This is a genomic window from Methylobacterium ajmalii, from assembly GCF_036448855.1.
GTDB lineage: Bacteria > Pseudomonadota > Alphaproteobacteria > Rhizobiales > Beijerinckiaceae > Methylobacterium > Methylobacterium ajmalii.
In genome coordinates, this window is record NZ_JAZFXT010000057.1 from 1 (window position 1) to 23,022 (window position 23,022).

A 23,022-nucleotide genomic window follows, 5' to 3' on the forward strand; every position below is an offset into this window, starting at 1 on the left:
GCGAGGCGGGTGCGGCGGCAGAAGCGGGGCGATTGTAGCCCAGAGATCGTCGGGAAGAAGCGGGCGAGCCATACCGGCCCAACGCCCAAACGCCACGATCGTGCCGTTCTGTTAGGCGCTCTAAGCCCCCGATTCCCGCGTAGCCGGACGGAGCGGCGCCGCGCCGGTGATCGCCACGGCCGCCGTGCCGGGCCTGCCGGCGGTCCGACGATCGACGCGTTTGCCGGTGCGTCCGCCGGTATCGGGGGCGCGGCCCCTCCCGAGGCCCCGTCCCCGCCGCCGTCAGGCCCGCCGCTGTCCGGTCTCCTTCGCCGTGAACCCCTCGAGGATCTTGTCGAGCGTCAGCGGGTAGTCCCGGATCCGGATCCCGGTCGCGTTGTAGACCGCGTTCGCCACCGCCGCCCCGGCGCCGCAGATGCCGAGCTCGCCCAGCCCCTTGCTCTTCAGCGGGTTCGTCTTGTCGTCGAGCTCGGGGAGGAAGACCGCGTCGATCTCCGGCAGGTCGGCGTGGACCGGGACGTGGTATTCGGCGAGGTCGTGGTTGACGAAGGTGCCGAAGCGCGGATCGACCTCGACCGCCTCCATCAGGGCCGTGCCGACGCCGAACACCATGCCGCCGATCGCCTGCGAGCGGGCGGTCTTGGGGTTGAGGATGCGCCCGCCGGTAAACACGCCGAGCATCCGCCGCAGCCGGATCTCGCCGGTATCGGCATCGACGCCGACCTCGGCGAAATGCGCGCCGTAGGAGTATTGCGAGAATTTCTTCTCGTTCTCGCCTGGCTTGATCTCGCCCTCGGCCTCGAGCCCCGACCCGATCACGTCGCGCAGGGCCGCCGAGCGGTTGCCGGAGGTGATCCGCCCGCCCGTGAAGACCGCGTTCTGCGGGTTCAGGTCGGTCTTGGCGAGGAGCTGCCCGCGCAGCGCCTCGCAGGCCATGTACAGCGCCGAGCCCGACGAGGCGGCGCCGAACGAGCCCCCGGAGCCCGACGACATCGGGTCGGCGGTGTCGCCCAGCACCATCCGCACCTGCGCAACCTCCAGGCCCAGCATCTCGGCGGCGATCTGGCTCAGGATCGTGTAGGTGCCGGTGCCGATGTCGGTCATCGCCATCCGGGCGGTGAGCGTGCCGTCGGGATCGAGGCGCACCCGCGCCTTGGCGGGCTGGAGCGGGTTGAGCCGGGCCGCCGAGGCGACGCCGTGGCCGACCATCCACTGGCCGTCCCGCACCGAGCCGGGCTTCGGGTTGCGCTTGTCCCAGCCGAACAGGCGCGCGCCCTCGCGCAGGCACGGCACGAGCTGGCGGGTCGAGAACGGGACCTTCTTCTCCGGGTCCTCTGCCGGCTCGTTGCGGATGCGCAACTCGATCGGGTCGAGGTTCAGCGCCTCGGCGAGCTCGTCCATGGCGCCTTCGAGCGCCAGCATGCCGACCGCCTCGCCGGGCGCCCGCATCGAGGAGGCGGGCAGCAGGTTCAGCGAGGCGAGCCGGTGCGCCGTCAGGCGGTTGGGCGCGGCGTAGAGCGAGCGGGTGACATTGGCCGAGGTCTCGAAGAAGCTGTCGCCGGGCGTCGTGTCGGACCAGGATTCGTGCCCGATCGCCGTGAGCTTGCCGTCCCGGTCGGCGCCCAGGCGCACCCGCTGCACGGTGTCCGAGCGGCGCGTCGTCGATGTGAAGACCTGCTGGCGGGTGAGCGCGACCTTCACCGGCCGGCCGTTCAGGTTCTTCGAGGCGAGCGCCGCCAGGATCGCGTCGGCCTGCGGCTGGAGCTTGCCGCCGAACCCGCCGCCGACGAAGCGGCTGATCAGGCGCACGTTGTCCTTCGGTAGCTTGAAGACCGAGGCCAGCGCGTCCTGGCCGCGATTCGGCATCTGGTTGGCGGTGATCAGCGTGACCCGGTCGCCCTCCCAGGCCGCGATGGTCGCATGCGGCTCCATCATGGCGTGGCTCTGCACCGGCGTGGTGTAGCGCGCGTCGATCGTGACGGCCGCCGCCGCGAAGCCGGCCTCGAAGTCGCCGAGGCTCGAATCCGGCGGCGTGCGCGCCTTCTCGGGCTTCTTGGCCTCGGCCAGCGCGTCGGCCAGCACGTAGGCGCCCTTGTCCTGGTCGTAGGTGACCCGGATCGCGGCGGCGGCGGCGCGGGCCTCCTCGAAGCTCTCGGCCACCACCAGGGCGACCGGCTGGCCGGCGTGCCGGATCTCGGTACCGGTCAGGAGCGGGCCGACCTGCTCCTTCTTCTCGCCCTGGGGCGGCACGTTGCGGTGGGTGAGCACGTGCACGACGCCCGGCATCCGCTCGGCGGACGCCGTGTCGATGTCGCGGATGCGGCCCTTGGCGACCGTCGCCGTGACGACGAAGCCGTAGCCGGGATTCTTCATCTCCCGGCTCTCGTAGGCGTAGGTGGCGCGGCCCGTGACCTTGAGGGGACCGTCGACCCGGTCGATCGGCCGGCCCACCGGGCCGCCGGTCTGCGTGTCGAGGGGCGTGACGCCGATCGGCTGGCTCATGTCCATGGCTGTTCTCCGATGTCGGCGATCAGGCGCGCAGGGCGTCGGCGACGGTGGCCGCGAGGGTGCGCTTGGCGAGCGGGATCTTGAAGTCGTTGGCGCCGTAGCCGCGGGCGCCCTTGAGCGCCGCCTCGCCGGCAGCCGCGACGCCCTCGCGCACGAGCGCGGCTTCCGCCTCGGCCACCCGCCAGGGCTTGGGGGCGAGCCCGCCGAAGGCGAGGCGGGCCGAGCGGATCGTGTCGCCCTCCGCCTCGATCACCGCCGCCACCGACACGAGGGCGAAGGCGTAGGAGGCCCGGTCGCGCACCTTGCGGTAGACGTGCCGGCCCTTCACCGGCGTGGGCAGCGTCACGGCGGTGACGATCTCGCCGGGCGCGAGCGCGGTCTCGACCTGCGGCGTGTTGCCCGGCAGGCGGTGGAAGTCGGCGATCGGGATCTGCCGCTCGGCCCCGTCGGGCGCCACCGTCTCGACCGTGGCGTCGAGCGCCCGCATGGCGACCGCCATGTCGGAGGGGTGGGTGGCGATGCACTGGTCCGACGTGCCGACCACCGCCAGGATGCGGTTGAACCCCTGAATCGCCGAGCAGCCGGAGCCGGGCTGGCGTTTGTTGCAGGGCATCGCCGTGTCGTAGAAATACGGGCAGCGGGTGCGCTGGAGCAGGTTGCCGGCGGTGGTCGCCTTGTTGCGCAACTGGCCCGAGGCGCCGGCGAGCAACGCGCACGAGAGCACGCCGTAATCGCGCCGCACCCGCTCGTCGGCGGCGAGATCGGAGTTGCGCACCATCGCGCCGATGCGCAGGCCGCCGTCGGACGTCGCCTCGATCCGGTCGAGCGGCAGGCGGTTGACGTCGACGAGGTGGGTCGGCGTCTCGATCTGCAGCTTCATCAGGTCGAGGAGGTTGGTGCCCCCGGCGATGAAGCGGGCATTGGGCTGTCCGGCGACAGCCCTGGCGGCGTCGGCCACGGTGGCGGGCCGCTCGTAGGTGAAAGCTTTCATCGGTCGCTCCCCTCAGAGCCGGGTCGCAGGGCCGCCGGCATCCCGGATCGCCGCGACGATGTTGGGATAGGCGGCGCAGCGGCAGATGTTGCCGCTCATCCGCTCGCGGATCTCCGCGTCGGTGAGCGCGACCGTCTCGGTCAGGTCCTTGGTCACGGTGCTGGGCCAGCCGGCCTTGGCCTCGTCGAGCATGCCGGCGGCCGAGCAGATCTGGCCGGGCGTGCAGTAGCCGCACTGGAACCCGTCATGCTTCACGAACGCGGCCTGGAGCGGGTGCAGGTGGTCGCCGTCGGCCAGCCCCTCGATCGTCTTGATCTCGTCGCCCTCGTGCATCACCGCGAGCGTCAGGCAGGCATTGATCCGACGTCCGTTGACCAGCACCGTGCAGGCCCCGCACTGGCCGTGGTCGCAGCCCTTCTTCGAGCCGGTGAGGCCGATGCGCTCGCGCAGGGCATCGAGGAGCGTGGTGCGCGGGTCGATCTCGAGGGGCCGGGCCTGGCCGTTGACCCGGAGGGTCACCGGCATCCGGGGCGTCGCCGGCTCGGCGGCGAGGGCCGGCGGCGTCGCGGCGGGCGGGGTCGCCGCCTGGGCACGCCCGGCAAAGCCCAGCACGGCCGCCGCGGCGACGCCGCTCTCCAGAACGCTCCGGCGCGTGAGCCGCGGCGCAGAATCCGAGTTGTCCATGGTGCCTCCCGGCCTGGGGCGAGGTGACGGCGCACGGGCGCCGATGCCGCCTCGGCCGTTGGGCCGCGACGTGATTGCTCACCAAACGTTCCGGGGGCTGGACGGGTCCCGACCTGGCCTCGGGTGCGGCATCGCGTGCGGGAGGGGATCGATCACCGATCGCTCGCGATCGGCCCTTCCGCGCAGAGGCAGGGCTGTCCGGGAAAAGAATGGCGCAGGAAATCCCCTCTCCCCGCGGGCGGGGAGAGGCTTTCGCCCCCTTGCCGGGGGCGAAAGGAGCGCAGGCGCAGCCGGAGCGAGGGTGAGGGGGTGATGCCGGATTTGTCTTCTCCGGAAACACCCCCTCACCCTCGCCCGGTGGGCTCCCCGATGACCCGACAAGGGGTCATCGGGCCTCTCCCCGCCCGCGGGGAGAGGGGAAGTCCGCGCCTTCTCCGCTCACCTGGCAGTCATGCCGCAGGGTGGGGAATAATTGTCACAAACGATCGACAGACATTGAATGTCGACGAATGCATCTAATAAATTATTTGTTATATATTGTTCATGTAGTTTGACGGTGTTATGACCGAAAGATCCGCGTGTACTGCGTCTCGTGCCGGAACGAGCCGAGGTCGAGCCGCACCGTCGCGGTGCCGGCCTCGTCGAGGGGCAGATCCCCTACGGCGCGCGCCAAGGCCGCGGCCCGCGGCATCAAGGCGGCGACCACGCGCGTGCCGGCGGTCTGGCCGACGGGAGCGAGGCGCAGCGAGGCCGAGACGAGGTTCTGCAGGAAGGCCGCGAGATAGGCCGCCAGCACCGTGCCGCGATCGAGCCCGTGGGCGCCGGCAGCCGCGCCGACCGCGACCGGATAGGCCACCGGCCCATCGAGCCGGCCTGCGAGGTTGGCGAGGCCCGGCACGTCCCAGGCGGCCCGGGTGGCATCGAGGAACGAGCGGCCCTGCTGGCTGGTCTCGAGGTGCAACTCGCGCGAGGGGCTGAGCGCGAGGGCGAGGTCGTTCACCGCCACCAGCGCATCGGCGTCGCCTACTGCGGCGGCCCGGTGGGCGTGGGCGGCCAGGATCCCGTCGCTGCGGCCGGCGCCGTGGTCCAGCACGTCGGCGAGCCAGTCGCGCAAGGACGCCTCGTCGCGCACGTCGCCGGCCTCCACCGCCCATTCGAGGCCGTGCGAGTAGGCGTAGGCCCCCACCGGATAGCCCGGCGAGAGCCAGGCGAGCAGCACCAGGGCGTCCGGAACGCGCTCAGCCATGGGAATGGACGTGCGAATGGCCGTGGTGGTGGTGGTCGTGGTCGTGGTCGTGACCTTGGGCATGCCCACCCGCATAGGCCCCTCCTTCGGGCCGGAACGGCCGCTCGACCGGGGTCGCGGTGCCCCCCAAGCCCTCCACCATCGCGGCGAGCACGTGGTCGTGGGCGATCCAGAGCGCGTCGGTGCCGATCTCGGCCGGGATGTGCCGGTTGCCGATGTGCCAGATCAGCCGCTTGAGGGCGTGGTCGGTAGCGGCGCGGATCTCCAGCAGTCTTTCCGGCGCCGCCTCGACCCAGACCAGGCGTCCGTCATCGAGACGGAGCGCGTCGCCGTCGTCGAGGACGACCGGCTCGGGGAGGTCGAGCAGGAAGGCGAGGCCGCCGACGCCCCGCATCGCCATGCGGCGGCGGTGGCGGTCGCCGGAATCGAGCACGATGCGGTCGACGATCTCGCCGGAGCCTAGGGCGTCGCGGCGGATGACGCGGGTGGCGCGGATCATGGGGAGGGCCGGGTTCCGTTCAGTGAGGGTCAGACGACGTCCGGCTCGTCCGGACCCGGATAGAACCGCTCGTCGAGGATCTGCGACAGCGTGTAGGGGCAATCCGGCGGAAAGCTCCGCTCCGGCAGGCCGGTCTCGTCCGCCGCCCGCACCCGGGCGAGGCGATAGGCCTTGGCCACAACCTCCGCCGGCCAGGCCCGCAGGCTCGGGCTCATCGTCACCACGTCGTCCAGGCTCACGCGCTGCTCGACGATGGTGGCGCGCCAGCCATACTTCCGCTGCTGCGGCTGGAATTCCCATTTCAGCAGGTGATGCAGCAGGACGGTCAGGCGGGAGCGGATCTCGGATTTCTGCGACCCGCCCAAATCGGCAATCTCCTCGGCCAGAGCCTCGCGATCGAGCGCGGCCCAGCGGCCGGCCCGGATCAGCGCCGCCTGTCCTTGCGTCCAGAGAAAATAGTCGGTCTCGGGCGAGACGCCGGCCTCCGGCGCCTGCCGCTCGGCGAGCTTGGGCATGGCGGATCCCTCCTGCCCGGTCATTCTACCTCAGAACAGGAAGTAGCGCTGCGCCATCGGCAGCACCTCGGCGGGCTCGCAGACCAGCAATTCGCCGTCGGCGCGCACGTCGTAGGTCTCGGGGTCGACCTCGATCACCGGGGTGGCGTCGTTGTGGATCATGCTCTTCTTCGAGATCCCGCCGCGCACGTTCTCGACCGCGACGAGCTGCTTCGACACGCCGAGTTTTTCGCGAAGCCCCGCCTCGATCGCGGCCTTCGACACGAAGGTGAGCGCCGTCGAGGCCGGCACCCGGCCGAACGCGCCGAACATCGGGCGGTAATGCACCGGCTGCGGCGTCGGGATCGAGGCGTTGGGGTCGCCCATCGGGGCGGCCGCGATGGCCCCGCCCTTGACGATCAGGTCCGGCTTCACCCCGAAGAAGGCCGGCGACCACAGCACCAGGTCGGCGAGCTTGCCGACCTCGACCGAGCCGACGTGCCGCGAGATGCCGTGGGCGATGGCCGGGTTGATCGTGTACTTGGCGACGTAGCGCTTGGCCCGGGCGTTGTCGTTGCCGGACGCATCGCCCGGCAGCGCACCGCGCTGGCGCTTCATCTTGTCGGCGGTCTGCCAGGTGCGGATGATCACCTCACCGACCCGGCCCATCGCCTGGCTGTCCGACGACATCATCGAGAGCGCGCCGATGTCGTGCAGGATGTCCTCGGCGGCGATCGTCTCCTTGCGGATCCGGCTCTCGGCGAAGGCGAGGTCCTCGGGAATCGACGGGTCGAGGTGGTGGCACACCATCAGCATGTCGAGATGCTCGTCGATGGTGTTGCGGGTGAACGGCCGCGTCGGGTTGGTGGAGGAGGGCAGCACGTTCGCCAGCCCCGCCACCTTGATGATGTCCGGCGCGTGGCCGCCGCCCGCTCCTTCCGTGTGGAAGGCGTGGATGGTGCGGCCCTTGAGCGCCGCGATCGTGTCCTCGACGAAGCCCGATTCGTTGAGCGTGTCGGTGTGGATCATCACCTGGATGTCGTGGGCGTCGGCCACCGACAGGCAGCAATCGATCGCCGCGGGGGTGGTGCCCCAATCCTCGTGCAGCTTGAGCGCGCAGGCGCCGGCCCGGATCATTTCCTCCAGGCTGTCGGGCTTCGAGGCGTTGCCCTTGCCGGCAAAGGCCAGGTTCATCGGGAAGGCGTCCGCCGCCTCGATCATCCGGGCGATGTGCCAGGGGCCGGGCGTGCAGGTGGTGGCGAAGGTGCCGTGGGCCGGCCCCGTGCCGCCGCCGAGCATCGTGGTGATGCCGGAATTCAGCGCCTCGTCGATCTGCTGCGGGCAGATGAAGTGGATGTGGCTGTCGAACCCGCCGGCGGTGAGGATCTTGCCCTCGCCCGCGATCACCTCGGTGCCGGGCCCGACCACGATGGTGACGCCGTCCTGGATGTCCGGGTTGCCGGCCTTGCCCAAAGCCGCGATCCGCCCGCCCTTGAGCCCGACATCGCATTTCACGATGCCCCAATGGTCCAGCACCACCGCGTTGGTGATGACCGTGTCGACGGCGCCGCCGGCATTGCTCGCCTGGCTCTGCCCCATTCCGTCGCGGATCACCTTGCCGCCGCCGAACTTCACCTCCTCGCCGTAGCGGGTGTGGTCCTGCTCGACCTCGATGACGAGCGAGGTGTCGGCGAGGCGGATGCGGTCGCCCTTGGTCGGCCCGAACATCGCCGCGTAGGCGGCGCGGGGGAGGCTGGCGGGCTTGGGGGTGTTGGACATGGGCGGCGGGTCCGGTCAGGCGGGCGTCGAGGAGTCGGATTTCGTGCGCGCGTCCTCGGCCAGGAGATAATCCCCGATCGGGTCGGCGCTGGGTGCCGGCGGGCCAGTCCTGGCGCGGGCGCGGCGGGCGATGTCTCGAAGGGAGAAAAGCGTGTCGGGCCTCGTCGAATGCGCGTGTCCCTCGCCTCCCGAAATGGGGGAGCCTTGGTCACCCGGCGCACGATCGGGCATCTGATGGGCGTCGGATGGCAGGGTCACTGGTCCTCCATACCTCGATCTCTCACCCTCGACCTCATCCTGAGGCGTCAGCCCATCGAAGATGGACTGACCTCGAAGGAGGACTCCATAGATCGCTGTGACTTCTGGAGCCCTCCTTCGAGGTCAGTCGATTTGCAATCGACCGACATCTCAGGATGAGGTGGAAGGTTGGGAAAAGCAGGTTCGCGTCGCCTACAGCGCCCCCATCACGTCACCCCGGAACCCGTACACCGCCCGCCCACCCCTCATCGGGATCAGCACCACCTCCCGGGTCGAGCCCGGCTCGAAGCGCACGGCCGTGCCCGGGGCGATGTCGAGGCGCTGGCCCCGGGCCTTGTCGCGGTCGAAGCGGAGCGCCGGGTTGACCTCGAAGAAGTGGTAGTGCGAACCGACCTGGATCGGCCGGTCGCCGGTATTGGCGACCTCGATCACCGTGCGGGGCGCGCCTTCGTTGAACACGATCTCGCCGTCCGGAGTCGTGACCTCGCCCGGCACGTCGGTCGCGGGGGTGCCGCGGATCGGGTGGTGGACGGTGACGAGCTTGGTGCCGTCCGGGAAGGTCGCCTCGACCTGGATGTCGTGGATCATCTCGGGCACGCCCTCCATCACCTGATCGGCGGTGAGGACCTGGGCGCCGAGCCGCATCAGCTCGGCCACGGTGCGGCCGTCGCGGGCGCCCTCGACCACGAAGTCGGTGATCAGCGCCACCGCCTCCGGGTGGTTGAGCTTCACGCCCCGGGCCAGGCGGTTGCGGGCCACCATCGCCGCCATGGCGACGAGGAGCTTGTCCTTCTCGCGGGGGGTCAGCAGCACGGGGGCGTCTCTCCGGTCGGTGGGGCCCCATCCTTCGCCGAGGCGGGGGCGCGAGGCAAGATTTCCGGGTACGGGCGGCCCCGGCGACGAGGCCGGGCACGCAAGAATCGAGCCGTCAGGTCTGCCAGACCCGCGGCAGCGGCCGCCCGCGAAACCCTTCGAGGATCCGGGCGGCGGCGGCCCGCAAGGGGCCGATCTCGGGCCCGAGCAGCCGCAGCACCAGCATGCCGTTCCAGGCGCTCGCCCCGGCCTCGACGGACAGCGCCTCGCAACCGGCCGCCTGGATCAGGTCGCGGACCTGGTCGAGCCGGCTCTCGGCGTCGGGGGCGAGATGGAGGAGCGTCGCCGTCGCCCGGGCGCCGCCGGCCACCGCCCGCCGGGCGAGGGTGGCGGCGATGTCGCCGTCGAGCCGGAAGGTGTCGGCGTAGACGAGCCGCCCGGCCCGGCGGATGCGCCAGGAATCGGTCAGCGCGCCGTCCCGCACCACCTCGCCCTTGGCGGCGCGGCCGAAGACCAGGGCCTCGAACAGGGTGAGCCGCGCCGTCGCGTCGATCGCGGCGGAGAAGCTCCGGGCGAGCCGGGCACCGTCGAACAGGATCGTCTCCTGCGGCAGCCAGGCCAGGGCGGCCTCCGGTTCGAGCGCGAGGTCGACGTCGAGCCGGGTCACCGGCCCGTCCGAGCGGTAGATCTTCTCCGCCGCCGTGGTGGTCAGCACGAGGTCGGCCCCCGGGCCGAGCCGCGCCTCGACGGTGAAGCGGTCGCCGCAGGCGATGCCGCCGGCGCTGTTGAGGAGCACCGCCTCCATCGGGCCGATCCCGCCGGGCCCGCGCTCCGGCCGCGGCAGGCGCAGCCGCAAGGGGCCGGCTTCGCCGAGGTCGGTGGTCCGCGTGGCGCCGCCCGGCATCCGGGCGACGGCGAGCGCGACGTGGCCGATCGAGCGCTGGCGGCGAAGAGGATCGGAAACGGGGTCGGGACGGGGAGCGGTGGTGGATGGCGGCATCGGGAGCCCGGCGGGCCGGACGGCCCTCATCGAGCCACGCTTAGACAGCGCCGGCGGCCCCGCAGGCAAGCCCCGAACGCGCGATGATGCCGGCAGGCCGCCCGGTGCGCGGCAGAATCTGCCGTCGGCCCCGGGCTCTCCGGCGTCCGCGCGCCGGCACTCCTGCTAGGCTGCCCGGGTCATCGGGAGCCCACGGATGCCAGCACCTCTCCTCCGGATCGAGACGACGCCGGACCTGCCGGCCGCCGCCGACGTCGTGGTGATCGGCGGCGGGGTCGTGGGCACGTTCACGGCCTACTACCTCGCGCGCCGGGGTCTCAGCGTCGCCCTCGTCGAGAAGGGCCGCGTCGGGGCCGAGCAGTCGAGCCGCAACTGGGGCTGGTGCCGCCAGCAGAACCGCGACGTCCGCGAGCTGCCGATGGCGACGAAGAGCCTCGATTTGTGGGACCGGCTCGCGGGCGAGATCGGTGAGGATCCGGGCTTCCGGCGCTGCGGCCTCCTCTACCTCAGCAACGACGAGGCCGAGATCGCCCGCTGGGCCAAGTGGCGCGACTTCGCGGTGACCGAAGGCGTCACCACCCACATGCTGAGCGAGAGCGAGGCGAAGGCGCGGGCGAGCGCCACCGGGCGGAGCTGGAAGGGCGGGGTGTTCTCGCCCTCCGACGGCGTCGCCGACCCGTCCCGCGCCGTGCCGGTCGTCGCCCGCGGGGTGATGAAGGCGGGGGGCAGCGTGCACCAGGCCTGCGCCGCCCGCGGCCTCGAGCTCGCGGGCGGCCGCGTCAGCGCCGTCGTGACCGAGAAGGGCACCATCCGCACGAAGACCGTGGTGATGGCCGGCGGCGCCTGGGCGTCGTCGTTCGTGCGCCAGCTCGGCATCCGCTTCCCGCAATCGGCGGTGCGCTCCTCGATCCTGGCGGTCGGCCCCAGCGTCGCCGGCCTGCCGGACGCGCTCCACACCGCCGAGATCTCGGTGACCCGTCGCGGCGAGACCGGCGGCCACACGCTCGCGATCAGCGGGCGGGCCAGCGTCGATCCCACGCCCCAGCAGATCCTGTTCGCCCGCGAGTTCGTGCCGATGTTCGCCCGGCGCTGGCGCGCCCTGCGGCCGGGCGGCCTCGGCGGCTGGCGCAGCGGGCACGAGACCGCCGCGCGCTGGCGCCTCGACGAGGAGACGCCGATGGAGCGGATGCGGGTCCTCGATCCGAAGCCCGACGCGCGCCTCGTCGCCGAGACGCATCGGCGCGCCCTCGACCTGCTGCCGGCCCTGCGCGGCACGACGATCACCGCCTCCTGGGCCGGATACATCGATTCGACCCCCGACGGCGTGCCGGCGATCGGTGAGGTGACCGGCGTGCCGGGCCTCGTCCTGGCGGCGGGTTTCTCCGGCCACGGCTTCGGCATCGGCCCGGGCGCCGGCCACCTCATCGCCGACATCGTCACCGGTGCCGACCCGATCGTCGACCCGCGCCCCTACCACCCGGACCGGTTCGAGGCCTCGGCCTGGGGCAAGGTGGCGGAGTTCTGAGGAGCGGATCTCCGTTCGGGTCCGCGACGATCCCGCGCGCCGGCCCGGGCGAAACGCCGTAAGCTCGCCTCCGCTCGAACGGAGGACGCACCATGGAATCTTCGTCACCCGAAACGACCTGCCGGGTCGTGCGACCCGGCCCCGCCATCGTCGGCAAGCAGGCGCTGACCTATGCGCCCGCGGTCTCCGCCGAGACGGTCGGATCGACGGGACTGCACATGCAGCTCGTCACCCTGCCGCCGGGGGCCCGCGCCAGGGCCCACCTGCACGAGGCGCACGAGACGGCGCTCCACGTGCTCTCGGGCGTCGCCGGCACCTGGTACGGCGAGCGCCTGGAGCACCACCTGTGGAGCCGGGCGGGCGATTTCGTCTACATCCCGGCCGGGGTGCCGCACCTGCCCTACAACGCCAGCCGCACCGAGACCTGCACGGCGGTGATCGCCCGCACCGATCCGAACGAGCAGGAGAGCGTGGTGCTGCTGCCGGAGCTCGACGCGTTGCGCCCGCCGGAGGGGGACGTGATGGCGTAGGGCCGGCGCCGCGAGCGCCGGCCCCCTCGGCCTCACATCGCGGTGGGACGTCCCGCGGCGACCACCAGCAGCTTGCCGTCGCCGAGGGTCCGGGCGGCGGCGCGGCGGATGTCGGCCTGCGTCACCGCGCCGATCAGGCCGTTGCGACGGGCGATGTAGTCGATGCCGAGGCCCTCGAAGGCGATCTGGACCAGCTGGTGGGCGATCTTGGTCGAGGTGTCGAAGCCGAGCGCGTAGGAGCCGGTGAGGTAGTCCTTGGCCTTCTGCAACTCGTCGTCGTCGGGGCCGTCGCCGGTCAGGCGGGCGATCTCGTCGGAGATCACCGCCAGGCATTCGGCGACGCGCTCGTTCTTGGTCGCGGTGTAGCCCCAGGTCATCGAGGCGGCGCGGTGGCTCACCAGCGACGTGCCGACCGAGTAGGCGAGCCCGCGCTTCTCGCGCACCTCCTGAAACAGCCGAGACGTGAAGGCGCCGCCGCCCAGGATGTGGTTGAGCACGTAGGCCGGGATGAAGTCGGGGTCGCGCCACGGCACGCCGTCGGTGCCGAAGCGCAGGACCGATTGCGGCACGTCGAGGTCGACGACGATGCGGCGGCCGAGGCCGGTGATCGTGGTCGCCGGCACCGCCGTCAGGGCGCCGCCCTCCGGCAGGTCGCCGAAGGCGGCGTCGAGGGCGCGCAGCAGCGCCTCCTCGTCGATGGCACCCACCGCCGCGACCTTGACCCGGCCGCGGGCGAGGAGCCGGCGGTGCATCGCCACGAGGTCGTCGCGGGTGATCGCCGACACGCTCTCGATCGTGCCCGAGGAGGGCCGGCCGTAGGGGTGGCCGGGATAGGCCTCGGCGAAGAAGCGACGCGAGGCCATCACGCCGGGATCGTTCTGCTGGTAGCGCAGCCCGGCGAGCATCTGGGCCCGCACCCGCTCGATCGCCGGCGGGTCGAAGCGCGGCTGGGCCAGCGCCAGGGCGAGCAGCGCGATCGCCTCGTCGGCGTGCTTGACCAGCATCTTGAGCGAGCCGCCGATGGCGTCCGGCCCGGCATGGAAGCTCAGCTCGATGGCGCGGGCGGCGAGCCGCTCCTGGAAGGCGTCGGAATCGTGCGGGCCGGCACCCTCGTCGAGGAGGCGCGCCAGCATCTGGGCGGTGCCGGACTTGCCCTCGGGGTCCTGGGCGGCCCCGCCCTCGAAGGTGAAGGCGAGCGCGATCAGCGGGACGATCGGCGATTCGACGTGCCAGGCCTCGATGCCGCGGGCCGAGAGGACGGGACGCGCCTGGGTCGGCGACGAGGAGGACGCCGGGGCGGCGGTGCTGCGGGAGACGGCGTCGGCCGGGGTCATGAGGACCTCTTGTTGTCGTGACGTGCGAAGACGGATCCGCCCGGCGGCGCGCACGCCCCGGGCGGTGTCAGGATGCGGGATTCAGGCCGCCGCGGCCGAAGACGCCTTCGAGGCACCCTCGCCCTTGACCAGGTAGCCGGTGACCGAGCGGGCCGGCACCAGGTAGCGCTCGGCCACCGCGGCGAGGCGCGAGGCCTGGACCGCCTCGATCTCGGAGGGCCAGCGCCGCACCTCCTCGATGCTCTCGCCGATGGCGAGCGCCGAGCCGAAGATGCGGGCGAGCGAGGACTGGCTGTCGGAGGAATAGACGGTCTCGGCGACGAGCCGGGTCTTGGCCCGCTCGATCGCGGTGGCGGTCAGGGCCTCGGAGGGGGCGCGGGCGAGCGCCCGGTCGAGGGCCTCCTCCAGCTTCTCCAGGCTCACGCCCTCGGCCGGCACGGCGTAGACCGAGAAGCGGGTGTCGTCGATCGCCGAGCCCATGTACCAGGCGCCGGCATTCACCGCGACGCCCTGGTCGAGCACCAGGCTGCGGTAGAGGTAGGAGGTCGGCCCGCCGCCCAGAACCTCGGCGAACAGTTCGAGCGCGTGGCTCTCGCCGTCGCGGGCGGTCATGCAGGAGGGGGTGAGATAGAGCCGCTGCAGGGTCGGCTGCTCGACCTTCGGGTCGGCGACGCTCAGGCGGCGCGCGGCGCGAGGCTCCGGCTCCCGCGGCCGCACCCGCTGCGGCCGGGCCCCGCGCGGCGTCACCACGCCGTAGGTGTCGTCGGCCAGCCGCCGGACCTCGTCGGCGGTGACGTCGCCGGCGACCACCAGGATGGCGTTCTCCGGGGTGTAGAAGCGGCGGTAATAGTCGAGGGCGTGGGTGCGGTTCAGATCCTCGATCTCGTGCATCCAGCCGATGATCGGGATGCCGTAGGGGTGATGGACGAAGAGCGAGGCCGCCATCGCCTCGGAGAGCTGGGCCGACGGGTCGGTCTCGACCCGCATCCGGCGCTCCTCCAGCACCACGTCGCGCTCGGGCGCCACCACGGCGTCGTCGAGGATCAGGCCGGTCATCCGGTCCGCCTCGAAGCTCATCATGGTCTTCAGGTTCTCGCGGGCGACCCGCTGGAAGTAGGCCGTGTAGTCGAACGACGTGAAGGCGTTCTCCTGGCCCCCTAAACTCGACACCGCCTTCGAGAAGGCGCCGACCGGATGGGTCTCGGTGCCCTTGAACATCAGGTGCTCGAGGAAGTGGGCGATGCCGGACTGGCCGAGCGGATCATCCGCCGAGCCGTTGCGGTACCAGACCATGTGGGTGACGACGGGCGCGCGGTGGTCGGGGACCACCACCACGTCGAGGCCGTTGTCGAGCACGAAGGACGCCACCTCGGGACCGCCCGCCTCCGCTCGGCCGAAGGGCGCCGCGTCGGTGCGCAGGGTCGCGCTGACGGGGCTGGCGAGGCCGGGGGCGGGGCGCATCCTGACTGGGGACATCCTGATCTACCTTAGCCGGGCGACCGGAAGGGCCCCCCGTGTTGGATCGTGAACCGGCTCACTTAAGCGAGGCTTGCGGCTCTTCGCGAGTCGGAGGCCGGGAGAGGCGGAGCCGGGGCGAGCCGGTCCCCGGGGTCGCCGGCCGTTAGAGACCCTGTTCTAGAGCATTTTGTGGCAGGGGGGACCCGAAGACTGCGGAGAAATGCATCCCGTGCAGGTCGCACCCGACCTCGTCCAGTCGAAGCGTGGCCGGAGTTTTGGGTGAAGCTTTGGGTGCATTCCGCAGGATCGCCCCCGGAGGCGGAGAGACGTGCAACCCTGCGCCGGAGGCAGGGCTTTCACGCACGAAAAACCCCGGGCCGCTGCTGCGGCCCGGGGTGGGAGACCCGATCGGATCTCGGAAACGTTACTGGCGCGAGCGCAGATAGGCGCCGGGATCGGCTTCCTCGCGGTCCGACTTCATGCCGTTCGGCCCGCGCTCGGTCCGGGCGAGCTTGCCGTTCGGCGGCTTGCGGTAGCCGGTCGGCGGCTCGGTCAGGGTGTCGCGGGAGGGCTCGACGTCGGGCAGGTTGGCGTCGTCGTCCTTCTTGCCGGCGAAGAGCTGCATCGGGTTGAGCCAGAACGACTCCTTGACGTTGTCGCCGGGCTTGTAGGTCGGCTCGGTCTGCACGCCCGCCCCCTCGCGGCGGCCGGCCTGCATCTCGCGGATCGGCAGGGTCGCGTTGTTGTCGCTCATCCGGCCGCCGTAGCCGCGGGTGATCGGCTTGCGGTCCTCGGCGGCGCGGCGGTCGCGGGCGGCGGTCTCGGGATCGGTCGGCCATTGCGGGTTGGCCTCGCGCAGGGCGCGGCGGTCGACCGGCGGCGGCAGGGCGGCCTTGTCCATCTTCGGCGGCAGCACCAGGGGCGCGCGCTCGCGGTAGGTGATGGTCGGCCGCTCGGGCTCGATCAGGCCGATCGACGACAGGGCGTTCTTCATCGCGACGCCTTCCTGGGCGTGCGCGCCCGGGGAAGCCGTCAGGCCGGCGGCCAGGACCGCGGCCGTCGCCGCGGCGAGTATCGTGCGCTTGTCGAGCATGCGGGCCCCTTGCCTGTTCCGCCCCCTGAGTTGGTTCCCGAGGTGGTGGCGGTTTCGGGCGAAGGTATGGCGTGGCCGTGGGCGGGCGCAACGGCGATCCTCGTCGTTGCGCCCGCGACACACACGCGTTTTCAGGTCGGACCGCCCGTTGCCGCCGCGCGGCGGCGCTCCAGCACCAGCCCGTCGTAGAGGAGGCCGACCACCCCGAAGACGATGCCGGCATCCGCCACGTTGAACACGTACCAGGACCAGGCGCCGGCATGCAGGTGGACGAAGTCGAACACCGCCCCGTAGGCCGCCCGGTCGATGGCGTTGCCGATCGCTCCGCCGACGATCATGCCGAGCGCGCCTGCGAGCCATCGGCTGCCGGCCCGCGCCATCCAGACCGAGAGCGCGACCGAGGCCGCCAGCGACACGCCCACCAGGAGCCAGCGCCCGAGCGCCGAATCCTGCTGGAACATCCCGTAGGAGACGCCGCGGTTCCACACCACGATCAGCTGCGCGAAGGGGGCGAGCACCACCGGCTCGCGCACCGGCAGGTCGGCGACGAACAGGAGGCCGAGCTTCGTCGCCTGGTCGAGGACCAGGGTGACGAGCGCGACGAGCAGGCCGAAGGGGAGGGGACGCATGACTTTTCCTCGCCCTGTCCCTGCCCGCTACTCGGCGGCCTGGGCGTGGAGGGCGTCCCACTCGCGCAGGGCCTGCGCGTCGCGGGGCGTCACGTCCGGGTAGTCCGGGTCGCTGCCGACGCTGTCCAGCACCTTCCACGAGCGGGCGCATTTGCGCCCCTCGGCGAGGGCCGGCACCACCGCGACCCCCTTGACCTCGTCGAGCCGGAAGGCCTCGGCCGGGCCCTCGCCGGCCGCGACCTGGATGCCGGAGGTGATGCAGACCTCCGCGAAGTCGATGCCCTCCAAGCTCGCCAGCAGGTCGGCATCGGCGACGAAGACCGTCGGGGCCGCCTCCAGGCTCGCGCCGATGCGCTTGCCCGCCCGCTCGATCTCGAGCGCGCCCGTCACCACCCGGCGCACCCGGCGGATCTTGGCCCAGCGCTTCGCCAGCGCCTCGTCGCGCCAAGCGGCCGGCGTCTCCGGCAGGGTCTCGGTATGGACCGACGCCGTCTCGGAGGGGTAGCGCGCGAGCCAGGCCTCTTCCGCCGTGAAGGCCAGCACCGGAGCGAGCCAGACCGTGACGCGCTTGAAGACCTCGTCGACGACGGTGAGCGCGGCGCGCCGGGTCTGCGACGAGATCGGATCGCAGTAGAGCGCGTCCTTGCGCACGTCGAAGTAGAACGACGACAGGTCGCCGGTCATGAAGCCGTTGAGCAGCGCCACGACCCGCTTGGTGTCGAAGGTGCGGAAGGCGTCGCGGATCTCGGTATCGAGCTCGGCCAGCCGATGCAGGATGAACCGCTCCAGCTCGGGCATGTCTTGCGGGGCGACCCGGTCCTCGGGCCGGTGATGGGCGAGCGTGCCCAGCATCCAGCGCAGCGAGTTGCGCAGCTTGCGGTAGGTCTCCGAGAAGGTCTTGATGATCTCCGGGCCGATGCGCAGGTCGTCGGTATAGTCCGAGGCCGCCACCCACAGGCGCAGGATGTCGGCGCCCGAGCCCTTGATCACGTCCTGGGGCGCGACGACGTTGCCCTTCGACTTCGACATCTTCTCGCCCTTGGGGTCGAGGACGAAGCCGTGGGTCAGCACCACGTCGTAGGGCGCGCGGTCGCGGGTGCCGCAGGATTCGAGCAGCGACGAGTGGAACCAGCCGCGATGCTGGTCCGAGCCCTCGAGGTACATCACCGTGTCGCCGCCGCCGTCGCGGCGCCGCCGGATGCCGGACAAACCCGGAAACTCCTGCGGGTCGCCGAGCGTGAAGGCGTGGGTCGAGCCGGAATCGAACCACACGTCGAGGACGTCGGTCACCTTCTCGTAGGCGGCCGGGTCGTGCTCGGGGGCGAGGAAGCGGGCGCCGTCGGCATCGGTGAACCAGGCATCCGCTCCCTCCGCCGCGAAGGCGGCGTGGATGCGGGCGTTCACCGTCTCGTCGCGCAGGATCTCGCCGGTCTCGCGGTGGACGAAGACCGTGATCGGCACGCCCCAGGCGCGCTGGCGCGACACCACCCAGTCCGGGCGGTTGGCGATCATGCCGGTGATGCGGTTCTGGCCTTGCGGCGGCACCCATTGGGTGACGGCGATCTCGCGGAGCGCCACGTCGCGCAACGTCGCGTCGTTCAGGCTCGCCACCGGCTTGTCGAGGGCGATGAACCATTGCGGCGTGTTGCGGAAGATGACCGGCTTCTTCGAGCGCCAGGAATGCGGGTAGCTGTGCTTGAGCGTGCCGCGGCCGACGAGCGTGCCGGCGGCGGTGAGCGCGGCGATCACCGCCTTGTTGGCGTTGCCCTTCTGGCCCTTCTCGTCCAGCACGCGGGTGCCGGTGAGGCCCGGTGCCGACTCGGTCAGCACGCCGTCGGCATCGACCGTGTAGGGGATCGCGGTCTCGATGCCGCGCTCGCGGAGCTGACGGCCGTTCGCCATCCAGACCTCGAAATCCTCGCGGCCGTGGCTGGGTGCGGTGTGGACGAAGCCGGTGCCGGCGTCGTCGGTGACGTGCTCGCCGTCCAGCATCGGCACCGCGTAGGCGTAGCCGTCGTTCCAGGACGCCAGCGGATGCGCCAGCGTCACGCCGGCCAGCTCTTCCGCCGAGACGTCGCTCAGTCGCTCGAAGGACTCGACGCGCGCTGCCTTGAAGACGTCGCCCGCCAGTTTGTCAGCAACAACGTAACGAACACCAGGTTGAGACCAGTTCTCTTGAGGCGCAGCAACGACACGATACAATCCGTAGGAGACTTTTTTGGAATAGGCGACGGCCCGGTTGGCCGGGATCGTCCACGGGGTGGTGGTCCAGATGACGACGCGGGCGTCCTGCAAGTCCGGGGCCGTCTTCGAGGAGACGACCGGGAAGGCGGCCCAGATGGTGTCGCTGACGTGGTCCTCGTACTCGACCTCGGCCTCGGCGAGCGCGGTCTTCTCGACCACCGACCACATCACCGGCTTCGAGCCGCGATAGAGCTGGCCGGTGGTGGCGAAGGTCATCAGCTCGCGGGCGATCGCGGCCTCGGCCGGATAGGCCATGGTCAGGTAAGGATGGTCCCAGTCGCCGGTGACGCCGAGGCGCTTGAACTCCTCGCGCTGCACCGACAGCCAGTGCTCGGCGAAGGACCGGCACTCGCGCCGGAACTCGACCACCGGCACGTCGTCCTTGTTGCGGCCGGCGGCGCGGTACTGCTCCTCGATCTTCCACTCGATCGGCAGGCCGTGGCAGTCCCAGCCCGGGACGTAGTTGGCGTCGTGCCCGAGCGCGCCTTGCGTGCGGACGACGATGTCCTTCAGGATCTTGTTGAGCGCGGTGCCGATGTGGATGTGGCCGTTGGCGTAGGGCGGGCCGTCGTGCAGCACGAATTTCGGCCGCCCGGCCGCCGCCTCGCGGATGCGGGCGTAGAGGTTGGTCCTCGCCCAGCGCTCCAGGATCTCCGGCTCGCGCTGCGGCAGCCCGGCCCGCATCGGAAAATCGGTGACCGGCAGGAAGAGGGTCTCGGAATAGTCGCGCCCGGTGGCGGTTTTCGGCTCGGTCATGGTGGTCAAGGCTCGTCTGGGGCGCGGACGCGCAGCCCTTGAGAGGGAATCGCCCGTGAGGGAATCGCAAGCGGCGAAACGGCGGCAACCCGGCCTTCCGCGCGGCCGCGCGATGGCGGCCCTCAGGCGGAAGCCGGGCTCGTAATTCGCAGGATGGCGGCGCGGCGCGGGTGCGATTCGGTCATCCGGCGCTTCTAGCAGCGGCGGGCGGGCGGGGGAAGCGGGGTGATGGTGTGGAGTGGCGGCCACGCTCAACACCCGGCGGCGGCCATGCTATCGTTGCGTCACCGTCGCCATCTTGCCCGCGATCCTCCCGTCATGCCGATCCCCGCGCGCGATCACGACCGAGAGGCTTGTTCTTCGGCCCGTGCGGATCACCGATGCGGCGCGCGCCGTCGACATCCTCTCGGCGTGGGGTGTGTCGCGCAACTTGCGCCGGGCCGCGTTCCCGCCCGATCCGTGCGAGATCGAGCGATGGTTCGCCGATCATGCCCGCGAATGGCAGATGGGGGCGGCCTACCGTTTCGCGATCATGTGCAACGGCATGATGATCGGCGTTGTCGATATCGACGGGGTTGCGCGCGCCGAGGCCCAACTCGGGTACTGGCTCGATCGGGCCGCCTGGGGGCGCGGCTACGCATCGGAGGCCGGGGCTGCTCTGGTCCGGTTCGCCTTCTCGGTCGCTCGCCTGACGGTGCTGCGTGCTGGTCATGCGGGCGACAACCCGGCCTCGGGACGGGTGCTCACGAAGCTCGGCTTCATCCGATCAAGTGCTGCGCCTGTTTTCTCGCGGCCGCGCGGTGAGACGATCATGCAGTGGCGATACGTGCTGCGACACGGATCAGCCGACCCGGAAGCACCGGATCTCGACGGACAGGACCAAGGCCGGCCGGTCTCACTCGGCCGGTTGCTCATGTCCGCGCCCCTGACCGACGAGGACCTACCTCCGCGAGCCTACAAGGCGCGAGATGTCGAATTTTGAAAGAGAGGTCGCGGCTCCTATCGGTCCGGCGGTTGCCGTGCTCGCTGCACTCGACTCTGCTGCCGGACCGATCCTTGCGGAGGCCGAGCGGCAGGGAATCGCCTTCGTGCGGCGCCTGTTCGAGGAGTGGCATTCGGGGTCCAATCGCTTCGACCGTCCCGGCGAGATCATCCTGGGAGCCTGGCAGGGCGACCGCCTCCTCGGTCTCGGAGGTCTGAATCGCGATCCCTCTACGGCGGAGGAGGGAGTCGGCCGCTTGCGGCACCTCTACGTGCTCGGATCGCAGCGGCATCTCGGTGTCGGCACCCTGCTGGTGGGACACCTTCTGCGGAGGGCCGAGAGCCATTTCCGGACCGTGCGCCTGCGCGCGGCCTCGCCGGACGCGGCAGCGTTCTACCGGCGCCTCGGCTTCGCGGAGTGCGACGACCCGGCCGCGACGCACCTCATCCGCGTGCCGCCCATCGCGTGAACGACGACACCGTTCCGGCCTCGACCAGCACCATCACGCCGATCCCGATCAGCACGAACGGCGTCGCCACCCGGCCGATCCGGCGGATCGGGGTGCCGAGGGCCGGATGGTGGACGAGCCGGTGCGCGAGGGCGAGCCAGAGCCCGGTCATGAGCGCGAAGACCGCGACGAACAGGAGGAGCCGCGGGCCCGGGCTGGTGGCGAAGACCGGCGTGTAGATGCCGAGGTTGTCGCCGCCATTGGCGATCGTCACCCCGGCCACCGCCAGCGCGTGGCCGACCGGGGCTTTCCCGCCCGCCGCCTCGGCTTCCTCGTCCCTCGCGGGCAGGAGGCGGCGCAGCCCGAGCGCGATCGGGACGAGGCCCATGAGCCCGAGCCAGGCCGGCGCCACGACGAGGGAGAGGAGCGCGCCGGCGAGCGAGGCGAGGACCAGGGCGGCGATGCCGAGGAACTGGCCGGCCACGATCTGGCGCGGGCGGTAGCGCGGATCGGAGAAGAACCCGATCAGCACGAGCACGTCGTCGACGTTGGTCGAGGCGAAGAGCGCGACCGCGACGCCGGTATCCCTCAGAGCGTCGATCATCGGTCCGGGACCGGGCGGGCCAAGGCCTTACCCCCGCCTCACCCCAGCATTGAGGGCGTGCGATCGGCGGCGAGCAGGCGGCGCGCCCGCGCGGAATCGTCGTGCATCTGCACGACCAGGGCCTCGGCGCTGTCGAAGCGCTCTTCCCCGCGGATGAAGCCGACGAGCTCGACCGCGATCGCCTGGCCGTAGAGGTCGCCGGAGAAATCGAACAGGTAGGTCTCGAGGAGCGGCGCGCCGTCGTCGAAGGTCGGGCGGCGGCCGTAGCTCGCCACGCCGTCGCGTAGGCTGCCGTCGGCGAGCCGGACGCGCACCGCGTAGATGCCGTGGGCGAGCGCGCAGGCGTCGAGCGCCACGTTGGCGGTCGGGAAGCCGAGGGTGCGGCCGCGCTTGTCGCCGTGGCGCACCGCGCCCTCGACGAACCAGCGGTAGCCGAGGAGGTGGTTGGCGGTTCCGACGTCGCCGGCCTCCAGCGCCGCCCGGATCGCGCTCGAGGAGACCGGCGCCTCGCCGCCGCCCGCCGCCACCGCCGGCACGATCCGGCAGGCGAGCCCGTTCTCGGCGCAGAGCGCCTCCAGCATCGCCGGCGTACCCTCGCGGCCGCGGCCGAAATGGAAATCGTGCCCGATCACGACGCCCGACAGGCCGAGCTCGCCCTTCAGGGTCTCGGCCACGAAGGCCGACGCCCCGGTGCCGGCGAGCCTCGCGTCGAAACGGCGCACGAAGGCGCCGTCGATGCCCAGGCGCTGCAGCACCGCGAGCTTGCCCGCCTCGCCGGTCAGGCGGAACATCGCCGTGCCGGGGGAGAAGAACGCGCGCGGATGCGGCTCGAAGGTGACGACCGCGCTCGGCCGGCCGAGGGCGGCGGCCATCTCCCGCACCGCCGCGATCAGGGCGCGGTGGCCCTGGTGGATGCCGTCGAAGTTGCCGAGCGCCGCGACCGCGCCCCGCAGGCCCTCCGGCACCGGTTCGCCGTCGCGGTGGACGGGGAAGGACGGGGCGACGGGGCGCGGGGCAGTCTCGTCGCGCGGCATACGGGTCCTTGGCTTGCCGGGGGAAGGGTCTTCGGAAGGCGGCCGGACCCTGTCGAAATCCACCGATCGGGTCAAGACGCCGGGGCGCATGCCGGGGGCGGACCGGTCTGCCC

20 protein-coding genes are annotated in these 23,022 nt (G+C 71.6%); 4 read left to right on the forward strand and 16 right to left on the reverse strand.

Annotated elements, in window-relative coordinates:
* Positions 1-282: 282 nt before the first annotated feature.
* The 9 genes from V3T34_RS22905 to V3T34_RS22945 form a co-directional block, all read right to left on the reverse strand.
* The gene (locus V3T34_RS22905; protein WP_091883559.1) at positions 283-2,508 is read right to left on the reverse strand and encodes a xanthine dehydrogenase family protein molybdopterin-binding subunit; all 2,226 of its coding nucleotides are present in this window, start codon (positions 2,506-2,508) and stop codon (positions 283-285) included.
* Positions 2,509-2,530: 22 nt separating this feature from the next.
* Positions 2,531-3,499: an FAD binding domain-containing protein gene (locus V3T34_RS22910; protein ID WP_305079209.1), complete on the reverse strand. Its 969-nt coding sequence runs from the start codon at positions 3,497-3,499 to the stop codon at positions 2,531-2,533.
* A gap of 12 nt (positions 3,500-3,511) precedes the next feature.
* On the reverse strand, positions 3,512-4,183 hold the full coding sequence (gene paoA / locus V3T34_RS22915; protein WP_060846740.1) for an aldehyde dehydrogenase iron-sulfur subunit PaoA: 672 nt from the start codon (positions 4,181-4,183) through the stop codon (positions 3,512-3,514).
* Between the two features lie 559 nt (positions 4,184-4,742).
* Positions 4,743-5,429, reverse strand: a complete 687-nt coding sequence (locus tag V3T34_RS22920; RefSeq protein WP_305079210.1) for an urease accessory protein UreF — start codon at positions 5,427-5,429, stop codon at positions 4,743-4,745.
* On the reverse strand, positions 5,422-5,928 hold the full coding sequence (locus tag V3T34_RS22925) for an urease accessory protein UreE (RefSeq protein ID WP_305079211.1): 507 nt from the start codon (positions 5,926-5,928) through the stop codon (positions 5,422-5,424). Before V3T34_RS22925 ends, V3T34_RS22920 begins: the two co-directional genes overlap by 8 nt.
* A 29-nt stretch (positions 5,929-5,957) precedes the next feature.
* On the reverse strand, positions 5,958-6,443 hold the full coding sequence (locus V3T34_RS22930) for a DUF29 domain-containing protein (RefSeq protein WP_305079212.1): 486 nt from the start codon (positions 6,441-6,443) through the stop codon (positions 5,958-5,960).
* A gap of 30 nt (positions 6,444-6,473) precedes the next feature.
* A complete protein-coding gene (gene ureC, locus V3T34_RS22935; protein WP_305079213.1) occupies positions 6,474-8,201 on the reverse strand; it encodes an urease subunit alpha in 1,728 nt (575 codons plus the stop codon).
* A gap of 450 nt (positions 8,202-8,651) precedes the next feature.
* Positions 8,652-9,272: an urease subunit gamma gene (locus tag V3T34_RS22940; protein ID WP_305079214.1), complete on the reverse strand. Its 621-nt coding sequence runs from the start codon at positions 9,270-9,272 to the stop codon at positions 8,652-8,654.
* A gap of 115 nt (positions 9,273-9,387) precedes the next feature.
* Positions 9,388-10,272, reverse strand: coding sequence for an urease accessory protein UreD (locus tag V3T34_RS22945; protein WP_305079215.1), 885 nt, complete (start codon positions 10,270-10,272; stop codon positions 9,388-9,390).
* A 196-nt stretch (positions 10,273-10,468) separates the two neighbouring features.
* Here V3T34_RS22945 and V3T34_RS22950 point away from each other — a divergent pair, with 196 nt between their 5' ends.
* The gene (locus V3T34_RS22950; RefSeq protein WP_305079216.1) at positions 10,469-11,797 is read left to right on the forward strand and encodes an NAD(P)/FAD-dependent oxidoreductase; all 1,329 of its coding nucleotides are present in this window, start codon (positions 10,469-10,471) and stop codon (positions 11,795-11,797) included.
* Positions 11,798-11,889: 92 nt separating this feature from the next.
* A complete protein-coding gene (locus V3T34_RS22955; protein WP_060846732.1) occupies positions 11,890-12,327 on the forward strand; it encodes a cupin domain-containing protein in 438 nt (145 codons plus the stop codon).
* Between the two features lie 32 nt (positions 12,328-12,359).
* Here V3T34_RS22955 and V3T34_RS22960 read toward each other — a convergent pair whose 3' ends face one another.
* From V3T34_RS22960 to ileS, 5 genes are all read right to left on the reverse strand, one after another.
* Positions 12,360-13,661, reverse strand: coding sequence for a M16 family metallopeptidase (locus V3T34_RS22960; RefSeq protein WP_060846731.1), 1,302 nt, complete (start codon positions 13,659-13,661; stop codon positions 12,360-12,362).
* Between the two features lie 81 nt (positions 13,662-13,742).
* Positions 13,743-15,122: a M16 family metallopeptidase gene (locus tag V3T34_RS22965; RefSeq protein ID WP_244533503.1), complete on the reverse strand. Its 1,380-nt coding sequence runs from the start codon at positions 15,120-15,122 to the stop codon at positions 13,743-13,745.
* 421 nt (positions 15,123-15,543) lie between these two features.
* On the reverse strand, positions 15,544-16,212 hold the full coding sequence (locus tag V3T34_RS22970; protein WP_060846729.1) for a hypothetical protein: 669 nt from the start codon (positions 16,210-16,212) through the stop codon (positions 15,544-15,546).
* A gap of 131 nt (positions 16,213-16,343) precedes the next feature.
* The gene (gene lspA, locus V3T34_RS22975) at positions 16,344-16,841 is read right to left on the reverse strand and encodes a signal peptidase II (protein WP_305079217.1); all 498 of its coding nucleotides are present in this window, start codon (positions 16,839-16,841) and stop codon (positions 16,344-16,346) included.
* 27 nt (positions 16,842-16,868) lie between these two features.
* On the reverse strand, positions 16,869-19,841 hold the full coding sequence (gene ileS, locus V3T34_RS22980) for an isoleucine--tRNA ligase (protein ID WP_305079218.1): 2,973 nt from the start codon (positions 19,839-19,841) through the stop codon (positions 16,869-16,871).
* A 238-nt stretch (positions 19,842-20,079) separates the two neighbouring features.
* Between ileS and V3T34_RS22985 the strand changes: the two genes are divergently transcribed.
* Positions 20,080-20,823 (forward strand): GNAT family N-acetyltransferase, encoded by a 744-nt coding sequence (locus V3T34_RS22985; RefSeq protein ID WP_305079219.1) that lies wholly within the window; start codon positions 20,080-20,082, stop codon positions 20,821-20,823.
* Entirely contained in the window at positions 20,810-21,292 is a 483-nt protein-coding gene (locus V3T34_RS22990; protein ID WP_305079220.1) for a GNAT family N-acetyltransferase, read from the forward strand. Before V3T34_RS22985 ends, V3T34_RS22990 begins: the two co-directional genes overlap by 14 nt.
* Here the strand turns inward: V3T34_RS22990 and V3T34_RS22995 are convergent.
* Positions 21,267-21,875, reverse strand: coding sequence for a cadmium resistance transporter (locus V3T34_RS22995; RefSeq protein WP_305079221.1), 609 nt, complete (start codon positions 21,873-21,875; stop codon positions 21,267-21,269). The two genes, V3T34_RS22990 and V3T34_RS22995, sit on opposite strands and share 26 nt — an antisense overlap.
* A gap of 38 nt (positions 21,876-21,913) precedes the next feature.
* On the reverse strand, positions 21,914-22,909 hold the full coding sequence (locus V3T34_RS23000) for a bifunctional riboflavin kinase/FAD synthetase (RefSeq protein ID WP_060846723.1): 996 nt from the start codon (positions 22,907-22,909) through the stop codon (positions 21,914-21,916).
* Positions 22,910-23,022 lie beyond the last annotated feature (113 nt).